The following is a 17149-nucleotide window of genomic DNA, read 5'->3' as shown; positions in this document are numbered from 1 at the left end:
TTTCATTTCGACATTAACACTAACTAAACATATATCATACGATTTACATCCAAAAAATTATATTATTTTACCTTTTCAAAAGTAACCGTTGTTTTGTCTTTGACATTTACTATGTAAATTAATTCCAAATCAGCTCCTACAAATCTATAGGTACCGTCAATATCATTTTCTTCTCCTTTTCCTTTTTCCCTAAAATATAAGATTTCTTTACCTCGGTTTAACTCAATAAAAAACTGATAATTAAAAGTCCCACCTTTCACACACTCTTCACGCTCCTCTATTTTCTTCTTGTTATACCTTGTCTCTACAAATTGTAAATCATTACTTACAACTATATTATCGTTAATATTACAACTGGTTGTAAAGTCATTACCATCTTTTGTAATCAATTTTTTCAACCTCCAAGTTCCTACTATTTTTTTTGCTGTGTCCGAATCTAAATTACTAGTAGCAGGGATTTTGTCCGCTCCCATTATATTTTCGTTACTTGCCATTTCATTATCAGTCATTTCTGCCGTATTATTCATACTATCTGATTCACATGAAGCAATTATTAAAAATCCTAGTATCAAAGAAAAAAATGCTATTCTGCTCATTGGGTTTGATTTATGATTTGATCAAAAATAAACATTTTATCGATAAAAATTGCATTTTAACGAGTTAAATTTTTGAAAAAACATAAAATTACAACTTAAACAGCTTATTTTTCACCCATGTAAACAAAATCAAAATCAACAAACTACCTCCAAACAAAGGCAATAAAACCCCAAGTAAAAGCACTAAAAAGACTAATCCATAGCTCAACTTAAAAGACTCTGGAACTGTAGGAATTCCCCAATTTCTCATTTTAAAAGAAAGTAAACCTGCAATACTAATGATTCCCAATCCAATGGCTACAAAAAGCATCAATACAAAATTCCAATCTCCTAATTGCCCTTGATGAAAAGCCATTATCCACATACGCCCTCGCATTAAAATACCGACATCACTCCAATGAATAGTCATTAACTTTTTTCCTGAAAATTGGTCAAAATGAATTTTTTTTTGATTTTTTAATGGAAATGTGGCATTTGAAACACTAAACACTCCAGCCTTGTGCTTAGGTAAATCCAATGTATTTACTCCAACCAAATTTTGTTGTTTAGCAATGCTTATCATTTCATCTAATGAAATAGTTGCTTCTGAAACATTTGATTTTACACCAACCCCAAACCATTCTTTCGGAAAACCTGTGTTTGTCATTTTTTGCAACTTCTTAAAGTTTCCTCCAAACACATCCGTCCAAGGCAAGCCTCCGGCAAGGGTAAGTAATAACAGTGCCGATAACCAAAAGCCTCCAAGAGCATGAATGTCTCTATACAAAATTCGTCTTCCTAAACCTGTCCGAATTGTAAAAAAGCCTTTCCAACCTAAGTCTCTTGCTGGCCAAAAAATATAAATCCCCGTTACAATGAGTACAATCATCCAACTGGCTATTAATTCTATAATTTTTGTTCCTATATTACCTCCGAGTAACTCTCCGTGTAACTTTCTAATACTATACATCCAAGTATTTTTTGGAGTAAACTCTCCAGTAACTTCTCCCGAAAAGGGATTCACAAACACACTTTTTTTATGACTAAATTTCCCAACCACAAACTCCGTTGCTTGATTGGTTGTTACTGGTATTACTACCGAATTAGGTTTTTTTCCTAATGCACTTTCCGCTATTTTTAATTGCTCTTCAAAAGAGATAGTAACTCCTTGAGTAGCTACTTTTGTTAAATTATTTAGTACTGGTTTTTCAACAGTATCCTTAAATAAATAAATTCCTCCAGTAATAGCAAGCACCAACACAAATGGTAACGAAACCAAACCTGCAATAACATGCCATTTCCATAACCACTGATTTAAATCTGTATATTTCATGACTATTCTAACATTAAAAGAGCTTAACATAAATTGTTAAGCTCTTTTTTTCTTTAAAAATTATATTTTATCCCTATATGAAAAGCTCTTGGATTAGCTGCTGTAAATGAGTTTTCATTTCTAAAACGATTGTAACTTACTCTATTGGCATACAAACGATCAAAAACATTCAATACATGCATCCACACTTCAACCTTCTTATATTGATAACTTGTCAAAAAATTAAAAATATTATGTCCAGCATAAGTAGTTGTATTCGGATTACCATCTGTATCTTTTGCCTGACCTTCCAAACTAGTTGCATAGTCCCCTATTAATTCATGCTCAAAAGTCATATTTAGACCATTCCCTGGAATAATTTTAATTTTTGATGTTCCAATCAAATTAGGCGCAGTTTCTCTATGGGTATCTGAAAAATCATCACCCCTAAAAACAAATTCGTCATATTCATGCTTGGCATAAGTTCCATTATGTGTTAGCTCAATTTCTTTTATTGGCTTGTATGAAATGCCATATTCTATCCCATATGAAGTTGTTTCCCCTGCATTTGTATTTGTAAATGGCGTATCTCCTCCTTCATTTCTTACGCTTATTAATGTATTTTTTCCTTTCAACACATAAAGCGATAAATCTAGTCTTATCTTATTTGAAAAATGTGAATACCCTCCTACTTCATAATTATCATATTGACTTGGTTTTATTCCTTCGTTTTCATCTCTACCTCTGTAAAGCGTTGAAGATTGAGGAGGAGTAAAACCCTGGGAATAATTCGCATAAAACCCTACACTATTAGACAAATTATAATTAACTCCTATTTTAGGCGCTAAATTATCCCAATCATCTTTTCGATCCTCTAGCTCATCTACTCCTATTTTTCTGTTATTAAAATCATATTCAAAATAATCATATCGTAATCCTCCAGTAAAACTTAATTTTTCAATTGGAGAAAATTCAATTTGTGCATAACCCGCATAATTATCTATATCCGCATCATAATTTAAAATAAAATCTCCTTCCCTTACACTAAAACCAATATTCTTTCTTGTTTCTGCATCTACTACTACATCAGTTTTTTCCGAAACATAATCTTGTTTGGTATGATCTATAGTTCCTCCTGTAATAATTTTCAGTTTACCATCTATTAACTTTGACTGGTGCTGTATATTCCCAAAATAACTTTTAAAACTATTGTTATTTACTTCACCGCTTCCTGCACCTGTTAACCCACCTGTATCATTTCTATTTTGGCGGATTCTAAATGAAGGATTCTGCTTCATTTCATTATCACGATATATTACAGAAAATGAAGTCTTGTTATTGTTATCCCAACTTTGCTCCCAAGTAGTTCGCAATCGATATGCTTCTGTATCTCGATTAGTAAACGTTTGATCACTTTGGAAATTTCTTAAAAAAAAGTTTTTTTCTCCTACTGATCCTGCCATATCCGAAAGGAAGTCAGTTCCAGTAAAAATTACAGACAATCTTGCATGATTTAGAGGTTTTATTACTGCTTTTAACGTTAACGCATACTTATCATAATCGCTATGCTCAAACGGTCCATTGTTACGTTGGTTAAATTGAGTCCCTACATACAATCCAAACCTATTTGTTATTTGTTTGGCTGCATCAAAACTAACACTCGAATACCCTAATTCATTGGCCTGAAAAGCCAAATGACCTGTCAATTCTTTTGTAGGATCTTTAGTAATAAAATTAAAACTCCCCCCAATAGCATCACTACCATAAATACTTGCATTAGGACCTCTCAATATCTCTATGCGTTGATGCGAAATGGTATTCAACTCTAACAAAGCATTATGATTAAAAATAGATGTTGGTCGAATAGGCAAACCATCTTCTAAAAACAAAAACAAAGGTTTTGTTGATATCGGTGAGCGTACTGCCGTAAAATGCTGTTCATTACTACTTGATCTCGAAGTAGACATATACACTCCTGGAGTATCATTTACCAATTGATCAATTCCAAAAGCTTTGGTTTCATTTATTTTTTTTGAATTTATTACAGAGATTGCCGCTGGCACTTCTGATCGTTGTTGTTTTTCTCTACTAGCGGAAACCACAACTTCATGTAAAATAGTCCCGTTTAATGAATCTTTTTTTGTGTTTGTAGTTTCTTTTTGATTTGTTGTTTGTGCATAAGCACTTATGCTTCCAACCAAAGTGGCAAGACTTAAAAAGATATATTTCATCTTTATTTTTTAATATAATACAAAGCAATGTGGCCTATTTTATTTGATAAAAAAGGCCTTATAAAAATTTGATAAAATATATTAAACTTGTGGTGGTGGTGAGGTGATAGAAAGCGAAACTAAATAGTTTTTCTCTTTAAAGTTCCATTGGTGCTTTTTAAATATTAAAAAATGTATTCCAAAATTTAAAACTTGTGCCTTTTCAAAGTAAACAGGAAAAAAAGCTTCAATCAAACTAGTCGCTATTTGTCTTTCACTAGTTAGCGAATCATCAATTTGAGTAAAGGATAATTTTTTTGATAAATGACATTTACCATTACATTTCATTATCGGCTTATCCTTGTTTACACAATACTTTTCAATAATGTAATCAATATTCAACTCAAAATAGGCAACATAACCCAACTTATATGCAGGTTTTATAGCTAAACAAATGAATATCAATATGGTATAATATATTTTCAAAAATGATTTTTCTAAAATCCATACAAAAGTATTAATACTAACGGTATTAGTTAGCTTATTAGTATCAATTTTATTGATCTAACACAATAAAAAGAGCCCCTAAAAATTAGACGCTCTTCATCATTAAAATTAATGTTTCTTTTTAGTTGACCCTTAAATAAGTAACCCTTGCTTCAAATGGAATACTAAAACTTAATGCCAATTCATTTTTATTTACCACTTTATAAGTAGCTATTATCAACTGATTATCGGAGGTTTCAAAAATATTTCCTTCATTATCGTAACCTCTTACAAACTCAGCTACCATTTCACATTCATTGGTTTCTGGATTCATTTGGTTTCTTCTGTCAATATAGGTGCCATCAATTTTAAAATCAATAACCTCTTGCATAAAACAGGAATTGCTAACATCTGTTCCATCTGGCAAAACGGCGCTTTCCAATTGCCAAGACCCTAACAATTTTACTGTTTTTGGTGTTAAAGTTTCATTTTTAATAGCTTCTTTAATATCTTCAAAGCTTTCGCCACATGAGGTTAAACCAAGCAAGGCAAGCAAACTTAGTCCAAATAAAAATCTCTTCATTTTGTTAGTTTTAAATAGTTTAGTACTCAAATATATACTTTATTTATAATTAACTCCCAATCACCACTTTAATTCAGTAATTACTTACAGCATTACTAAATCAAAAAACAATTTTATACCACAGTAAAAGTCTTTATATTCGCAGATTGCAAGTTTGGGCTATTAAATTCATAATTTTGAAGTGTTTTTATAGTTATAAAGCAAGCATAATTACCAATAAGTAAAGGCATGGGAAAAGAAATGACATTGGATGTACTATCCAGTATTAAAGGAGCTGAAGCTTCACAAGTAGTCGATGACCTTTTTGAAGTGATCAAAAAAGGACATATTTCAGATAATTCAACAACTAATCTTACCGATTTTAATGCCGTAAATATCGATAATTTACGTCCAGATGAAGTAATTAAAAGTTCGGAATTAGAACGAAATTTGATCATCGAAAATTTCCCAAATGAAAAGAATGGTTTTTTAGTAGTTCCTAAAGTAATAGAAGAATAAGATGGCCTCAGCTATAAAAGCTTTACACAATAAGCTTAAAAATAAAGAAATATCGTGTGTAGCATTGGTGCAAGAAAAGTTAGATCAACTTAAAGCCAGTGATTACAATACCGCAAATTATATATTAGACGAATACGCGTTAAACCTTGCTCAAAAAGTAGATCAAAAAATTGCTAATGGGCAAAGTATTGGCTTGTTAGAAGGGATTCCTTTTGGGGTAAAAGATGTGTATTTATTACAAGGCACATATAGCACCGCCAGTTCCGATTTATTACGCAAGTATAAATCGCCTTACACTGCAACGGCTATTCAAAAATTATTGGATGCCGGCGCTATACCTGTAGTTAAAGAAAACTGCGATAGTTTTGGACACGGAAGTAGTAATGAAAATACGGTTTTTGGACCCGTAAAAAATGCATTAGATAAAAACAAAGTAGCTGGTGGTTCCAGTGGTGGTAGTGCCGTAAATGTAGCTAAAAATTTCACTACCTTTTCCATTGGAGGAGATACGGGAGGTTCTATACGTCAACCTGCTGGATATAATAATGTATATGGCTTAAAACCTACTTACGGAAAAATTTCTCGTTATGGTTTAATGGCCTATGCATCATCCACAGACTGTGTTGGACCCATTGCTCAAAGTTTAGAAGACACTCAAATAGTATTGAATGTAATGAGTGGCTCAGATTATCGTGATCAAACCACTTTTGATTCGACACCAGTTTCTAACGAAAGTTTAGACCAAACTTTACCAAAGGGAACTAAAATTGGATATTATAAAAACTTTATTGAAAGTGATGCTTTACATCCAGCAATAAAAGCGGATTTCAAAGCCATGCTCACTAAGCTTGAAGCAGAAGGAATGGAAATTGTTCCTTTAGACTTTTTTGATGCTAGTATTTTAGTTTCTACCTACTATGCTTTAGCTATGGCTGAAACTGCTAGTAATTTAGCCCGATTAGATGGTACAAATTATGGTGTGCGTACCACGGGTAAAGATTTAAAGGAAGGTTATTCTATTACACGTTCCGAAAACTTTACTGCCGAAACTAAGCGTAGAATTGTAGGTGGTAACCAAGTCCTATCGCAAGGACACTCTGAAGAAATTTACAATAAAGCACAACAACTACGTCAGCAAATTAGTCATCATTTTGATGAAGACTTTAAAAAAGTGGATGTGGTATTATCACCCGTAACCCCTAATCCAGTTCCTCAAATTGGCAACAATCTAAAGGATCCTATGACCATGTATCTTTCAGATGCGTATACGGTTGGATTTAGTTTAGGTGGTTTACCAACACTTACCGCTCCACTAGCTATGGAGACAGGAGTACAAATTACTGCTGCAAAAAAACAAGAAGCTATATTATTTACATGTGCTAATTTCCTAAAACAAGTAGTGTAATGGAACAACTAACAGCAGCTTTAGAGAAAAATGGATTGGAGTTAGTTATAGGTATCGAAACTCATATCCGATTAAATACAAAAACAAAGTTATTCTGTGCTTGTGCAAACCAAGAAACAGAACAACCCAACACCAATATATGTTCCGTTTGTACGGGACAAATGGGCGTATTACCTGCCATTAACGCAGAGGCTATCCGCAAGGCTATCCTATTTGGTAAGGCCGTTGATTCTTCAATGAAAAACGAAGTATTATCATGGGACCGTAAGCATTACGAATATCCTGATCAGCCAAAAAATTTCCAATTAACACAGTTCCATAATCCTATCATCCCTGACGGGGAAGTAAATTGTTACCGTGATAATGGAACTACATTTTCGGTTCAAATTGAACAAACACACTTAGAGGAAGATGCAGCCAAATTAATGCACGAAGCCAAAACAAGTTTGGTTGACTTTAACAAGTCTGGGGTGCCACTAATTGAAGTAGTAACTACTCCATGTATTCGAAATATAAAGGATGCTGCTACTTATGCGCAATACCTTCAGCGTATTGTTCAAAATTTAAAAATATCCGAAGCCAACCTTGAAAAAGGAGAGTTTAAATCTGATGTTTCTGTCTCTTTACGTAAAAAAGGAACGTCGGACTTAAATCCACGTACCGAAATCAAAAACTTAAACTCATTTAAGTTTATGGTGGATGCCACCGTAGAGGAAGTTACCAAGCAATTGGCCTACTTTGAAGAGCACGGCGATTTTAGACCAGATCAAACCACCGTACTTTGGGACGAAGCCTTAAAGCAAACCAAAGTAATGCGTAAAAAGGAATTTGCCGCAGATTACCGATTTGCCCACGAACCAGATATTCCTTTCGTAAATATAAAAAGTGCCCTTGAAAAGCTAAAGGTAGACACAAGTCTATTACCTTTTGCTATCGAAACTGCACAAATTAAAGGTGGTGTACGCCCACAGGATGCTAAGTTTTTTACTTCGGATTCCTTGCGCTCAAATGTATATACTGCGATAAACAATACGATTCAGGATCCTTTATTTGTAGCTAAAACACTATTAAATAACTTAAAGCCTGAAGCATATATAAAAGCAACAAACACGGTAGCGCTTACCGATATGTTTGCTTCGTTCAAAGCGGGTTCGATTACTAATGTATTGCTATCAAATGCCATTACTAAGTTATTGGACAACCCCGAGTTTGATTACAAAAAATACTTTGCCGACAATTCCATTTCAGACGAAAGTCTATTGGAAGCCATCGATAAAGTAATTACCGAAAATGAAGCCATAGCCAATGATATTAAAGGCGGCAACCAAGGTAAAGCAGGTATCCTTGTCGGAAAAGTAATTGGTATTGTAGGTAAAGGTGTTTCGGGTAAAGTAGCTCGCGAAAAGATTTTAGAACGTCTAGCTGGTGGTAGCAATGCTAATAAAAAATCCAGTAATACTGCTTCCGCAGAAGACATACAAGCTTCCGCAGAAGGAAAGCAAGAAGCTGAAGAAGAATTACGACAAATACCCATTGTGGTAAAAGACGATTACCGCACACATTTAATCTCAGAACTAACTGAAGAAAATATACAAAACACGGTTACCGTGTCTGGATGGGTAAATAGTGTACGTGATCACGGAGATTTGGTGTTTATTGATTTACGTGATTCTAGTTTCGAAGTATTACAGGTACGCTTAAATGGTGCTGATTTTGAAAACCTAGATGAAATTTCAAAATTAAAACCAGAATCTGTCATTATGGTTACTGGTAACATAGTAAAACGTAATGAAGATGACTTTAATCCTGGAATTCGCTCAGGAAAATTAGAATTAGACACAAAAAACATAGAACTACTCAACTTATCTAAAACGCTTCCTTTTGAATTAAAAAGAGCTAGCAGAACAAGTGAGACTGTTCGTTTTAAATATAAATTTTTAGATCACCGTAGTGCCGAAGCTCGTAAAGCGATTGTAAATCGCCATAGAGTGTTAAAACTACTGCGTGATATATTAGACGAGGATAATTTCTTAGAAATTGAAACGCCAATTTTAACCGCCGGAACCGACGAAGGTGCACGTGAATTTATTGTGCCTAGTCGTAAGTATGCCGGTTCATTTTACACCCTACCACAAGCACCTCAGCAATTCAAACAAATGCTAATGGTTGGTGGATTTGAAAAATATTTCCAGGTAGCCCGTTGTTTCCGTGACGAAGATTCTCGTGGAGACCGTCAGCCAGAGTTTACACAACTCGATTTGGAAATGGCTTTTGTAAGCATGCAAGATATTATTGAGTTGAACACCAAAATGTTCAACGAAATTGTAAAACGCGTTTATGGTAACAAATGGAAATTACAGCCTTTTCAAACCATTACCTACAAAGAGGCTATGGACAAATACGGTTGTGATCGTCCCGATTTACGTTTTGGATTAGAAATGCAAGACATTACCGAGATTGTAAAAGCTACTACTTTCCAAGTCTTTAAAAAACCTATTGACGATGGCGGTATTGTAAAATGTATTAAAGTTGCTGCCGAATTACAAGGCGGTAAACGTATGTCCAAAGGTCAGATTGAAAAACTGACTTCCATTGCTCAAGAAAACGGGTTAGGAGGATTAGCTTACATTATTGTAAATGAAAATGACTTACAATCGCCAATTATAAAATATTTAGGTGAGGATATTGCTGCTCAAATCATTGCAGCCTCCGAAGCTAAAATAGGCGATATTGTATTCTTTTCCGCTGCCGATTATAAAACAGCCAATAAAGCCTTAGATGCGGTACGACAGGAATTGGGAGCTATGCTTAAGCTAATTGATCCAAAAGTACTATGTCCTGCTTGGGTAGTTGATTTCCCTATGTTTGAAAAAACAGACGAAGGTCACTGGACATTTACCCACAACCCATTCTCCATGCCAGCTATGTATGACTTAGACAAGCACATGAAAAATGATGGCGGAGATGAAGTTGGTGAAATTATAGCACAACAATACGATTTAATCCTTAATGGATATGAAATCGGTGGAGGTTCTATTCGTGCTCACAAACCAGAAATCCTTGAAGCTACCTATAAAAATATGGGCTACAACAAAGAGGAAATGATGAAAAGTGTAGGCACCATGTACAAAGCCTTCCATTACGGAGCACCACCACACGGAGGTATTGCTTGGGGGGTTGATCGATTGCTAATGATTTTAGAGAAAAAAGCCTCTATACGTGAGGTAATGGCATTTCCTAAAACAGGGTCTAGTGAAGATTTACTTTTCGAAAGTCCTTCACCTTTATCTGAAGGAAAAATTGCTGCAGCTAACGTAAAGGTAATTAATAAGTAAACTTATTATATAAAATAACATAGTATTATCTAAATCCACTTCTGGTAACAGAGGTGGATTTTTTTATTCATTTAAAAAATTATTGTTTTACCTTATTCGCCTTATGGGTATAAAAATAGAACAACTTACTTTTACTAGATTTATTGCTGCTTTTAGTATAATTATTTATCATTTTGGAACAAATATATTTCCATTTAATCACTTTCTAATCAGTGCATTTTTTAAACAAGCTGATTCTGCTGTAAGTTATTTCTTTTTTTTATCGGGCTTTATATTAGTTATTGCCTATTCAAATAAAACTAAAATAAATTTAGTTGAATTTTATAAAAATAGAATTGCTAGAATATATCCAATCTATTTTTTATCCACAGTTTTTTTTATTTTAGTTTCAAACAGAAACATTAAACTCATTATATTAAATTCATTGATGATCCAATCATGGATTCCACTTAAAGCTATATTATTTAATTTTTAATTTATTTAGGAAAAATTAGTTACTGTATATACATATTACAATACCCGATCAAAATTTTAACAGACAGAATCTTTCTTTTTATAAATTTTAATGACAGCCAAATCAACTTTTACCTATACCTAATGTTTTTATTAATAATATCTATACTATCTTACAACTACATTGAGGCCCCTCTCAGAAAACGTATTAGAAATATTAATTTCTTTTAAAAAGAAAATCCAAGACTTAAACCTCAAATCTCGGACATATTTATATCTAAATTTAAAAAATAGAGCTATTTTCTAATTCACCTATAAACAGGATTGGATGATAAATAAGAACCATTAATTAATACAGGTGAATTATCTGTATTATAAAAAAAGACAATCTTAAATAAAAACTCACTCCCTTTTAATCTTTGTTTAAATACATTTCATCTTTTTTTTTTTAAAACTAATATCATTTTATAGAATTTTATCCTCAAAATATTGATATTGCCAATAACCATGAGAAAAAAAAGCATTCAGATAACTATAATAACTTTTATTTTAAGCACATTCACTATAATTGCTCAGAATAAAAAACCTATTGATAATAATAAAGAAAAATCCTTTTTTAAAAAGTTATTAGGTAAACCATTAAAAAGTTCTGTTACGGCCATGCCTATCGGATTACACACCGATTTTGAAAAACATGGTACAAAAAAGAGAAGTACCATTAATGGATTACACGAAGCTCTCTATTTTGCAGGAAACTATAAAAGCTATGAGCTAGCTGTTTTCCAAAATTCTTTCGGTGATCCAGTTGTTGCTTTTTTTTATAAAAGAGCATGGAATTTCACAAAACGGTTTTCTGTTAATTTTGGTATAGGAGCCATGTATGGATATAGTGGCAAACTCCAAAATACCAAGGGTATTCCTTTTCGAGATTCTTTTTTAATAAAAGGAGATATTAATCCTGTTACTGGTTTAGAGTTAGATTATAGATTTTTAAAAAAATGGAGCGTTCATACCAGTATAGCACCGCGCATTATTATTTATGGATTTAGATATTTGCTACAGTAAACTACATCTAAATAACGCTATTAGTACATACCATATCATCTAAACTGAATTTGATTTCGAAACAAGCCTTAGATGATTATATCCTTTAATGATATCAATAGAAGATAAGTTAAAGAATACTTTCTTTATTTACACTTAGCAATCAAAAATTATTACTAAAAATTAATAAGTTACAATAAAAATATCACAATTAGTATACTAATTTAATACGAACAACTTATTCAACTATAAGTTATATCGATTTTAATTTAAAAAATTAATAGATATTATGAATAGATTTGAGTAACTGATAACTTAAAAATTAGTATAATGAAAAAACTATTGCTAGCTGTAGTTACTACTGCCACATTAATAAGTTGTAGCAACCAAAGTACAGGTGAAGAAATTGCTGAAAACAGCGAAAAACCAAAAAAAAGCGGGTGTCCATTTCACTTTGGATCAAAAGGAAAATCTGAGGGATTAACTGTTACAAATAACGGAAAAACGAACAGAGAATGGTGGCCCAACCAACTTAACTTAAATGTCCTTAGGCAGCACTCCGAATTGTCTGACCCTATGGGTAAAAATTTCAACTACACCGAACAATTCAACAAATTAGATTATAAAGCTTTAAAAGCTGATCTCCGTAAATTAATGACCGAATCACAAGACTGGTGGCCGGCAGATTACGGAAACTATGGCCCATTATTTATTCGTATGGCATGGCATAGTGCAGGGACTTACAGAACAGGTGACGGTCGAGGTGGATCGCGCGAAGGGCAACAACGATTTGCTCCTATTAATAGCTGGCCAGATAATGCAAATTTGGATAAAGCCAGAAGATTACTCTTACCAATCAAACAAAAATATGGAAGTAAAATATCCTGGGCCGATTTAATAATCCTTACAGGAAATGTGGCTTTTGAAACTATGGGCTTTAAAACATTAGGTTACGCAGGCGGTCGAAAAGATGTATGGGAACCTGCTAGTAATGTATACTGGGGTAAAGAAACTAAAATGCTAGACGACAAACGCTATACTGGTGACCGTGAATTGGAACAACCTCTGGCTGCTGTACAAATGGGCTTAATTTATGTAAACCCAGAAGGACCAAATGGAAACCCTGATCCATTACTTTCGGCTAGAGATATTAGAGAAACTTTTGGCAGAATGGGTATGAATGACGAAGAAACTGTTGCTTTAATTGCTGGTGGACACACACTTGGAAAAACACATGGACAGTCTGATGGTTCACATATGGGTAAGTCACCAGAGGCTGCAGGTATTGAAGAACAAGGCTTAGGTTGGAAAAGTGATTACAAATCTGGAAAAGGTAAGGATGCCATAACTTCTGGTCTAGAAGTTATTTGGACCTCAACACCTACCGCTTGGAGTCATGGTTTTTTTGTTAGCTTATTTGAAAATGAATGGGAATTAACTAAAAGTCCAGGAGGAGCACATCAATTTGTTGCCAAAGGCGATCCACATACTTTGTTCCCAGATGCGTTTGATAAAACAAAAAAACATAAACCTACTATGTTAGTTTCTGATATCGCATTAATTAGAGATCCTGAATACAAGAAAATTTCAAAAAAATTCTATGAAAATGCAGGATATTTTAATGAAGCCTTTGCCCGTGCTTGGTTTAAATTAACACACCGAGATATGGGACCAAGTACTACGTATTTAGGTCCAGAAATTCCAAAACAAGATTTTATCTGGCAAGATCCTATCCCTAGAGTGGATCATAAATTAGTAAACACTAATGATATTGTTTCGTTAAAAAAGACGATTCTTAATTCTGGCTTATCAACAAGTGAGTTAGTAAGTACCGCTTGGGCGTCTGCTTCTACCTATCGAAACTCTGACAGAAGAGGTGGTGCCAATGGTTCTCGTATTCGTTTACAACCACAAATAAACTGGAAGGCCAATAACCCTACCAAGCTTACTAAAGTATTGGACAAACTAACTCAAATTCAAGGAGATTTTAATAGCAAGTCTGATACTAAAAAAATATCATTAGCTGATTTAATTGTCCTTGCGGGTAATACTGCTGTAGAAAAAGCCGCAGAAAAAGCAGGTGCTAAAGTTGAAATCCCCTTTACTCCAGGTCGTATGGATGCTACTCAAGAACAAACAGATGTTAAGTCTATGGAGTTATTAGAGCCTATGGCAGATGGATTCCGTAATTATAAGAAAACGGCTTATACCCTATCAACCGAAGAATTATTAGTTGATAAAGCCCAATTAATGACCTTAACTCCTCCAGAAATGACAGTATTAGTTGGTGGTATGCGTGTACTGGATACTAACTATGACAACTCAAAACATGGTGTGTTTACTGAACAACCTGGTGTATTGACCAATGACTTTTTTGTTAACCTATTAGACATGAGTACCAAATGGAACGCCACTACCGACAAAAAAGAAGTATTTGAAGGTAAAGACAGAAAAACAGGTGCCGTAAAATGGACTGCTACAAGAGCTGATCTTATTTTTGGTTCCAATTCTGAATTAAGAGCTTTAGCCGAAGTGTATTCTAGTCAAGATTACAAGCAACAATTTGCAAAAGATTTTGCTTCGGCATGGCATAAAGTAATGACCTTAGATCGTTTTGATTTACAATAAATGTACTCGGAACAATCCTTAAGGAATCAATTTCTTTAACGGTGCCAATAAAATTTTGACATCAAGTAAAAAGCAAAATAGGATTAACTCCTAGTCTATCCCCCTTTTTTTAACCCGCCCAGCATATACCTTATGTACTGGGCGGTTTTATTGATTTTGAATAGTACTCAATTATGTATTGAATCCTTGTGTTTGTCAAGTTCTAACATTTCTAAACTTTATTCGATAGCAGATACTCATAATTGTTCATAATTCAACTTAAATTTCTAAAAATGAATTAATTAACTCATGTAACATCTTGTTATTTTTAAAAATTCCATTAGATTAGCTTTTATATGAAGGATATTATGTGTAAGTAGTTACACATACAATTGTTGTAGTTAATTGCGAAAAAGAAAAAATGACAAACAAATTAAATACGAATTTAGGTTTTTTAAAAAATCCTTTTTCTAAATTTTCTGCAGAAGAAGAATTAGAATTTAATAACGAAATATTTTATGAGCCTACATTTTATCAAACTTTACTTGATGATTTGAAATCAGGAACAAGTAGATTTATTTTAGGACAAAGAGGACATGGTAAATCTTCCATAATCCATAAATTAAAAGAAGATTTAGAACATTCTCAAATTCTAACAATAATAATTGATCGCTTTGATGAAATATCTTTAACAAATAATAAAGTAGAATTATTGAACTTAATACTTCAAGAGTTTGTTACTAAATATGTAATATTTTTATCAAAAAACAGAACTTATCTCCAAAAATTAAATAATCAAGATAAAGAAGAACTTTCTTTATTAATAAAATTATTTTTTAAACCTTTAACAACAACGGAATATGAAAATAGATATAACGATATAAAAAAAATAAAAAATAAAAATTCATTAATTAATATTTACAACAAACTTGTAAAACCTGCCAATTCTTTAATTGGGACTGGGATTCTAATAACATCAAAATTAATTGCGGATTCATTTAAATTAACAAATTTTGAAACGTGTAGTAATACTTATACTGAATACATATCAGAAATAAGTAAAGTAAATACTTCTGCGAATGAACAAGAAACTGAATTAAAACATAATAAAAGGCATCTTAAAGAACTTTTAAATCGTTTAAATAAAATCTCAAAAAAAACTTACTATAAATCATCTGTAGTATTATTTGATAAAGTGGATGAATTTCAAGAATTAAATCAAGATATTAATAAAATAGCAAACTTTACAGAAGATATACTAACTGATACTGAACTCCTTCTTCAAAATGATATAGCAATTGCTTTCAGTTTGTGGTCAGAAGTCAAACCTATATTATCAAAAAAAGTACGCTTTGACAAGTTTAAAGAAATTGATATAAGTTGGAAAAAATCTAACATGGAACCTTTAATTGACAAAAGAATTTTACATTTTACAGGAAATACTAGAGGTTTCGATAGTCTATTTGAAAATAGATTAGATATTCAAAATATTATAGAAATTTCTAATAAATCTCCACGTGACTTAATTTCTTGCTTATCTGATATTTATGACTACCAAACATCCAATGAATATTCACAAGTTTTTGAAACTAAAAATGTATCTAAAGGTTTAATTAAATTTGCAACAAGATATGACTACTTATCTATTTACCCCTCTAAAACAGGAAGAAACAAAGACGTTATAAGTATGATTAATATGATTCTTAGAACTCGAAAAGTTGACGTAACAGTTAGAGATTTAAATCTAACATTTAATAGGAAAACAAAATGGAGTTTAAGTAATTTAGAAAATATGGTTAGGTATAAATTAGTTGAAGAAGATTCTAAACTTGGAATTAATGGAGAAAAATTATATAAAGTCTTAGACCCAAAATTAATACATCTCATAAAAAGAGGTGTAACAAACCTTCAAAACAACTAACTACAGTCGAGTAGGTAAAGGGAAATTTCACCCCTAAACTTCTCACAGAACCCTACGTGATAGTCTCCCATCATACGGCTCTTATTATGCAGCCAATTTCAACCAAGTTAAATGATAACCTAGTGACCAATGGTAAAATAGATTTGGAAAACCCTTTCTACATGGTCTCAAGCATTTTACCGATCGCACACGGCTGTACTTTACTGACTTAAAAAGATCCTTTTTAAATACACTGTATTTCATAACAATAGTTTGATTAGTTGTCCTAATACCCCCAACCCCAATCAACCTTGCCACTTGCTTTACTTAGGAGCGTTACTTCCTCGTATCGGGGACTCAAACCCTTTGGGACACTCATTAAATGAACTATATTTACCATTCAAGGCACTCACAATTTATAAGAAAACATTGGGCTTTTGTGTTTCATCGAAAAGGTCTGTGTTTATTTGCAAAGTCGCCAACTATAAAATTTGGTGTTTCAATATTGAAGATAAACACAAAACATTATATTTGGCTTAGTGATAAACGTAGAGTTAGAGCTTACCTTCTACCCTACGTTTCTTATACTCACCGTTGCCACACATTGGAATGAAAAAAAATATTCTTTTAATATATCTAATAGTGCTGTTTTCTTGTAGTAAAACAACAAAACAAAAAATAATGGCTATTTCGGAGTGACCATGCCAGTGATTTCGGTCAAACAGTGCCACTCATAGAGGT

General features: G+C 32.8%; 12 protein-coding genes. 7 read left to right on the top strand and 5 right to left on the bottom strand.

The window, feature by feature from the left end:
* Positions 1-62: 62 nt before the first annotated feature.
* The 5 genes from KQA_RS0213950 to KQA_RS0213930 all read right to left on the bottom strand — a co-directional run bounded on the left by KQA_RS0213950 (position 63) and on the right by KQA_RS0213930 (position 5166).
* Positions 63-596 carry a hypothetical protein gene (locus tag KQA_RS0213950; RefSeq protein WP_010182043.1) on the bottom strand — a complete coding sequence of 178 codons (534 nt, stop codon included), beginning with the start codon at positions 594-596 and terminating at the stop codon, positions 63-65.
* 88 nt (positions 597-684) lie between these two features.
* A complete protein-coding gene (locus KQA_RS0213945; protein ID WP_040396388.1) occupies positions 685-1908 on the bottom strand; it encodes a PepSY-associated TM helix domain-containing protein in 1224 nt (407 codons plus the stop codon).
* Between the two features lie 53 nt (positions 1909-1961).
* Complete coding sequence (locus tag KQA_RS0213940) at positions 1962-4118, bottom strand: TonB-dependent receptor (RefSeq protein ID WP_010182041.1); 2157 nt, start codon at positions 4116-4118, stop codon at positions 1962-1964.
* An 81-nt stretch (positions 4119-4199) separates the two neighbouring features.
* A complete protein-coding gene (locus KQA_RS0213935) occupies positions 4200-4583 on the bottom strand; it encodes a hypothetical protein (RefSeq protein ID WP_232285901.1) in 384 nt (127 codons plus the stop codon).
* Between the two features lie 142 nt (positions 4584-4725).
* Positions 4726-5166 (bottom strand): hypothetical protein, encoded by a 441-nt coding sequence (locus tag KQA_RS0213930; RefSeq protein ID WP_010182039.1) that lies wholly within the window; start codon positions 5164-5166, stop codon positions 4726-4728.
* A 228-nt stretch (positions 5167-5394) separates the two neighbouring features.
* On the opposite strand from KQA_RS0213930, the gene KQA_RS0213925 reads away from it, so the two are divergent.
* The 7 genes from KQA_RS0213925 (at position 5395) to KQA_RS0213895 (ending at position 16429) form a co-directional block, all read left to right on the top strand.
* Positions 5395-5664 (top strand): Asp-tRNA(Asn)/Glu-tRNA(Gln) amidotransferase subunit GatC, encoded by a 270-nt coding sequence (locus KQA_RS0213925; RefSeq protein ID WP_010182038.1) that lies wholly within the window; start codon positions 5395-5397, stop codon positions 5662-5664.
* Position 5665: 1 nt separating this feature from the next.
* Entirely contained in the window at positions 5666-7069 is a 1404-nt protein-coding gene (locus tag KQA_RS0213920) for an amidase (RefSeq protein ID WP_010182037.1), read from the top strand.
* The gene (gene gatB/aspS / locus KQA_RS0213915) at positions 7069-10404 is read left to right on the top strand and encodes a bifunctional amidotransferase subunit GatB/aspartate--tRNA ligase AspS (RefSeq protein ID WP_010182036.1); all 3336 of its coding nucleotides are present in this window, start codon (positions 7069-7071) and stop codon (positions 10402-10404) included. Before KQA_RS0213920 ends, gatB/aspS begins: the two co-directional genes overlap by 1 nt.
* Positions 10405-10507: 103 nt before the next feature.
* Positions 10508-10879 (top strand): acyltransferase family protein, encoded by a 372-nt coding sequence (locus tag KQA_RS21030; RefSeq protein ID WP_157366708.1) that lies wholly within the window; start codon positions 10508-10510, stop codon positions 10877-10879.
* Between the two features lie 485 nt (positions 10880-11364).
* The gene (locus tag KQA_RS0213905; protein WP_010182034.1) at positions 11365-11922 is read left to right on the top strand and encodes a hypothetical protein; all 558 of its coding nucleotides are present in this window, start codon (positions 11365-11367) and stop codon (positions 11920-11922) included.
* 309 nt (positions 11923-12231) lie between these two features.
* Positions 12232-14529 carry a catalase/peroxidase HPI gene (gene katG / locus KQA_RS0213900; protein WP_010182033.1) on the top strand — a complete coding sequence of 766 codons (2298 nt, stop codon included), beginning with the start codon at positions 12232-12234 and terminating at the stop codon, positions 14527-14529.
* A 400-nt stretch (positions 14530-14929) separates the two neighbouring features.
* Positions 14930-16429: a P-loop ATPase, Sll1717 family gene (locus KQA_RS0213895; RefSeq protein WP_010182032.1), complete on the top strand. Its 1500-nt coding sequence runs from the start codon at positions 14930-14932 to the stop codon at positions 16427-16429.
* Positions 16430-17149: the final 720 nt, after the last annotated feature.

The sequence above is a fragment of the Aquimarina agarilytica ZC1 genome (assembly GCF_000255455.1).
Taxonomy (GTDB): domain Bacteria; phylum Bacteroidota; class Bacteroidia; order Flavobacteriales; family Flavobacteriaceae; genus Aquimarina; species Aquimarina agarilytica.
Note: the sequence above shows the minus strand (reverse complement) of the source record. Positions and strands in the feature narration are given on the sequence as shown.

Coding starts and splice junctions, on each gene's coding strand:
- KQA_RS0213950 (WP_010182043.1), bottom strand. CDS start 596: ATGAGCAGAATAGCATTTTTTTCTTTGATACTAGGATTTTTAATAATT.
- KQA_RS0213945 (WP_040396388.1), bottom strand. CDS start 1,908: ATGAAATATACAGATTTAAATCAGTGGTTATGGAAATGGCATGTTATT.
- KQA_RS0213940 (WP_010182041.1), bottom strand. CDS start 4,118: ATGAAATATATCTTTTTAAGTCTTGCCACTTTGGTTGGAAGCATAAGT.
- KQA_RS0213930 (WP_010182039.1), bottom strand. CDS start 5,166: ATGAAGAGATTTTTATTTGGACTAAGTTTGCTTGCCTTGCTTGGTTTA.
- KQA_RS0213925 (WP_010182038.1), top strand. CDS start 5,395: ATGGGAAAAGAAATGACATTGGATGTACTATCCAGTATTAAAGGAGCT.
- KQA_RS0213920 (WP_010182037.1), top strand. CDS start 5,666: ATGGCCTCAGCTATAAAAGCTTTACACAATAAGCTTAAAAATAAAGAA.
- gatB/aspS (WP_010182036.1), top strand. CDS start 7,069: ATGGAACAACTAACAGCAGCTTTAGAGAAAAATGGATTGGAGTTAGTT.
- KQA_RS21030 (WP_157366708.1), top strand. CDS start 10,508: ATGGGTATAAAAATAGAACAACTTACTTTTACTAGATTTATTGCTGCT.
- KQA_RS0213905 (WP_010182034.1), top strand. CDS start 11,365: ATGAGAAAAAAAAGCATTCAGATAACTATAATAACTTTTATTTTAAGC.
- katG (WP_010182033.1), top strand. CDS start 12,232: ATGAAAAAACTATTGCTAGCTGTAGTTACTACTGCCACATTAATAAGT.
- KQA_RS0213895 (WP_010182032.1), top strand. CDS start 14,930: ATGACAAACAAATTAAATACGAATTTAGGTTTTTTAAAAAATCCTTTT.